Raw genomic sequence first — 4105 nt, forward strand, 5'->3', positions numbered from 1 at the left:
ACACGGCGCGGTTGCCCGAAGCGCTGACCTACATCGACGGCGAGTTCAGCGACGGTTCGGGCGAGACGTTCTCCGTCGTCTCCTCGTCGACGGCAGCGTCCTCGGCGGCCCGCGCGCTACCGGGACCGAGCAGATCGCCGTCGCCACTGCCCAGCTGACGTCTCTGCGGATCGAGCACTGTGCGCCGGATGTAGTTCACCACCCGTCGGATGCGTCTCGCGCATGTTCCGCACCGCCTCGTCTCGGGCGGCGTCGACCTGGGCCGGAGTGCCCACATTCGGCACTGAGCCGATCACCGGAGCGTAGTGGTCGACGACCGGTTGTCCGACGGCGGCGCGTAACCCGTCGTCGGTCTCGTAGCGGTGTCGCACCAATCCCACGGCAACCCCGGCCGGGTCGGCGACGGCACGCATCGAGACGCGGTCCTCGCCGTGTGTTGTCCCGACAGTCCCGGATCGGTCGAAGGGGTGCTGTCAGTGAGGTACTTTCTTCTCGACCGCGTGGCTGGTCGTACTGCTGTTCCAACCATCAGGGCCACGATGAGTACGAGGCGGGACAACATTGGCGAGGGTAGGCGTCGATCCGACCGCACTGGTGGGGAGAGACCGCGAACTTGCCGAGCTCACGAAGTTCGTGGGTAGAGCGGCGACGGATGGAGCCGCAGCCCTCCTCACCGGAGATCCGGGAGTGGGGAAAACTGCGCTCCTGGACGCGACCGCCGACCTTGCGCTCACGAAGAAGATGCGGGTCATCCGCGGCAGTGGCGTCGAGTATGAAACGGACATCAGCTTCTCGGGTCTCCACGAACTCGTGGCCTCGCTCCCTCGCGAGATCAACGGTTTGCCCGATGCCCCGCGAGAGGCCCTCGAGGTCGCGATCGGCCTTGGCACCGGCCCCACACCCGACCGGATCGCCGTACTGAACGCGGCGCTGGTGCTGTTCAGCGAGGCCGCGAAGGAACAACCACTCCTGGTCGTCGTCGATGACCTCCACGCTCTCGACGACGCGAGCCGATCCACGTTGTCATTCGTCGCCAGAAGGCTCGCGGGCCGCCGAATCGGACTTCTCGGAGCCTGGCGCACCGAGACCGACGAAGTGTTCCGGTCGATCGGCCTCACCGAGCTCGCGATCGCGCCTCTCGACGACGCGGGCGCACTGCGGTTGCTCTCCACAAGTTTTGATCATCTACCTCCCCGGGTTCTGCAGACGGTGGCACGAGAAGCTCAGGGCAACCCACTCGCTCTACTCGAGTTCGCCGGCGCCACCAGCGTGTCCGGGGACACGGATCTGCGTGGATCGTGTTGGACGAGCGGGCAAGGACGAGATGTCCGCGCTCTGTACGCAGCCCGCATCGAGCAACTACCGCAGAGAACCCGCGACCTACTCCTGCTCGCGGCACTCGAGAGCTCCGGCGACCTCGGGCTCCTCGAAGTGGCTGGTGGACCGAGCACACTCGACGGGCTCGCTCCTGCAGAACGCGACCACCTGCTCGAGGTCGCCGAGAACGGTCGCGCCATTCGCTTCCGACACCCGCTGGTCAGGTCCGCGGTGGTCGACGGCGCCACAGGAGAACAGCGTCGCAGTGCGCACCACCGCTTGGCCGAGGCGCTCCTCGACCAACCGGAACGCCGCGGTGACCATCTCGCGCGAGCCACGACGGTGCCCGACGAAGTGGTGGCCTCGGTCGTCGAGACCGCGGCGCAGAGCAGTCTGCGGCGCGGTGACGCTGCCGGTGCCGTCGCTCGTCTGCGTCGCGCCGCCCAACTGACTCCAGACTCGGGGAACCGAACACGCCGCCTCTCCCGAGCGGCGTACATCGCCGCATGGGTGGCCGGCCGACTGGACACCTCGCACGAGATCATGCGTGAGATGCACGGGAACCCGCCGGAGGCGCTGGCCACGGCCGCGGCCGCTGCCCTTCTGGTGCTCGTCACCGAGGGGGATGCAGATACCGCCCACGCGTTGTTGATGAAGCTGATCGAGGAGAACCTGGACCCCTCCGAGCTGCCACGTGGCGAACTCGAGACTGCGCTCTTCACCCTGACCCTCGCCAGCCACTACTCGGGACGCGACGAGCATTGGCAGCCCCTGATCGGCATCCTCGGCCCGCTTCCCGAGGATTCGCCCGCGGCAGCAGTGTCCATGGGCCGCGTCCACTACGCCCCAGGGTCCGTCACGGACGACATGCTTCGTCGACTGGATGACGAGATCTCCCACCTCGAAGACCAGACCGACGCCGACATCGTCGTTCGCACTGCCCTGGCCGCCTCGTACCTCGACCGCCTTTCAGGCTGCCGTGAGGCTGTTTCTCGCATCGTCGGCGATGACGGCGCGGTCGGCGCGAGCATGCCGGGGCTCATGTTCGTCGCTCTGGACGACCTGCACAGCGGCAGGTGGCAGTCATCGGCCGACGCTGCCGCCGAGCTCATCGCGTTGTGTGAGGAGACCGGCTACCACCTGTTCGGCCAGGTCGGTCGCTACATCGCGGCGATGGTCGAAGCTCAGCGCGGCGACCTCGATGCGTGCCGTGTCCACTGTCAGCACATCTGGAGCTGGTCGGAGCCCAGAAGGTTACGGCGGTTGGAGAACTGCGGCCACCAGGCAGCCGCCCGCGCGGCCATCGGCGCCGCTGACTTCGACACAGCCTTCCAGCACGCTACGGCGATCTGCCCGCCCGGCGTGTTACCACCCTTCAACCCCGAAGCGCTCTGGTCCGCACCGGACCTCGTCGAGTCGGCACTACGCACCGGGCGCGGTGCGGAGGCGCGGCGGCACGCCGACGCGCTGCGTGCGGCGGGTGTCGACCGCCTGTCACCACGATGGGCGCTGAGCGTGGCGACAGTCACCGCAATGACGTCGGAACCCGACGACATGGTCCGACGATTCGAGGAGGCGCTCGCGCTCCCGGCCATCGAGCACTGGCCCTTCGAGGTAGGCCGCGCGCATCTGGCGTACGGCGAAGAACTGCGCAGACGAGGACGCACCCGTGACGCGCGGGTGGAGCTGAACGCTGCCTATGCCCAGTTCGAGCGGGTCGGGGCCCGGACCTGGGAGGCCCGGGCGAAGGCTGAGCTTCGCGGCACGGGAATGACGCGCGCTTCCCGGGGCAATGTCGGCACCAGACTCACGCCACAAGAGCTCGAGGTCGCCAGGCTCGCAGCAACGGGGCTGTCGAACCCGCAGATCGCCTCGCGACTCTTCCTGTCACCGCGGACCGTCTCGTCACATCTTTATCGGTTGTTTCCGAAGCTGGGGATCACATCCCGTGCCGCTCTCCGAGACGCTCTCGACGCTCTGCCTCCCGAAGCGCCGACCACCCGGTAAGTGGGGTCCGCGAGCCGGGTGCCGTGCTGTAGAGGACCCGACTCGAGTAGACGGCCATGACATGGCAGTCAACTGACGGAGGCTGCTATCACCGCGCTGAGCGACGCTGGTGGAGTCAACAATTCACCCGGCACCCGGGCCGAATGCGAGGAGTCCACCATGCCCTTCCTCACAACCGATGACGGGTCGAGATCTTCTACAAGGGTTGGGGCGCCGGCCGGCCGATCATGTTCCACCACGGCATGGACCGCCCGAATCGAACCCAGGAGGATTGCCGATCGAGAACGCATCGTCGAGGGCGTATCCGGTCCTGCCTCACGGAATGTGCACGGTGAACGCCGAGACCATCAACGCCGACAAACGTCGGCAGAACCGTGAGTTGCTCGACGCCATCCGAGCGCACCGCGAATGCGGGACCTCGTCCCCCCAGATGCTCGCACTGGTCGAAGGTTCCATCACGAACGTTGCCGATTCTCCACGCACTTCTTCACGCGCGGCACCGGCACCACCACATGCCACGAAAGAGGAAACATGACAACCACATTGATCACCGGCGGCAACAGGGGTCTCGGCTACGAAGTGGCCCGTCGCCTCATCCAGGCCGGCCAGACCGTCTGGATCGGCGCCCGCGACGCCGAGAACGGCCGCGCGTCCGCCGACCGGCTCGGTGCCCACTTCGTTCAACTGGACGTGACCGACGATGCGTCGGTCGACGCTGCAGTCGAGACACTGCGCGGGCAGGTCGGCCACCTCGACATCCTCGTCAACAATGCCGGGATCC

General features: G+C 67.1%; 3 protein-coding genes and 1 pseudogene. All 4 read left to right on the forward strand.

The genetic code is table 11. The features are described 5' to 3' along the window. The first annotated feature begins 561 nt into the window (after positions 1-561). Entirely contained in the window at positions 562-3324 is a 2763-nt protein-coding gene (locus tag R1101_RS0117485) for an ATP-binding protein (protein ID WP_026003405.1), read from the forward strand. Positions 3325-3483: 159 nt separating this feature from the next. After that, positions 3484-3566: pseudogene (locus tag R1101_RS31535) on the forward strand (alpha/beta fold hydrolase); the annotation flags it as partial. 89 nt (positions 3567-3655) lie between these two features. Then, entirely contained in the window at positions 3656-3859 is a 204-nt protein-coding gene (locus R1101_RS0117490; protein WP_157179172.1) for a hypothetical protein, read from the forward strand. Continuing rightward, the coding region (locus R1101_RS0117495; protein WP_016934659.1) for an SDR family NAD(P)-dependent oxidoreductase at positions 3856-4105 on the forward strand (250 nt) is incomplete at its 3' end. The genes R1101_RS0117490 and R1101_RS0117495, both read left to right, overlap by 4 nt.

It is taken from the genome of Rhodococcus sp. R1101, from assembly GCF_000278445.1.
GTDB classification, from domain to species: domain Bacteria; phylum Actinomycetota; class Actinomycetes; order Mycobacteriales; family Mycobacteriaceae; genus Rhodococcus; species Rhodococcus gordoniae.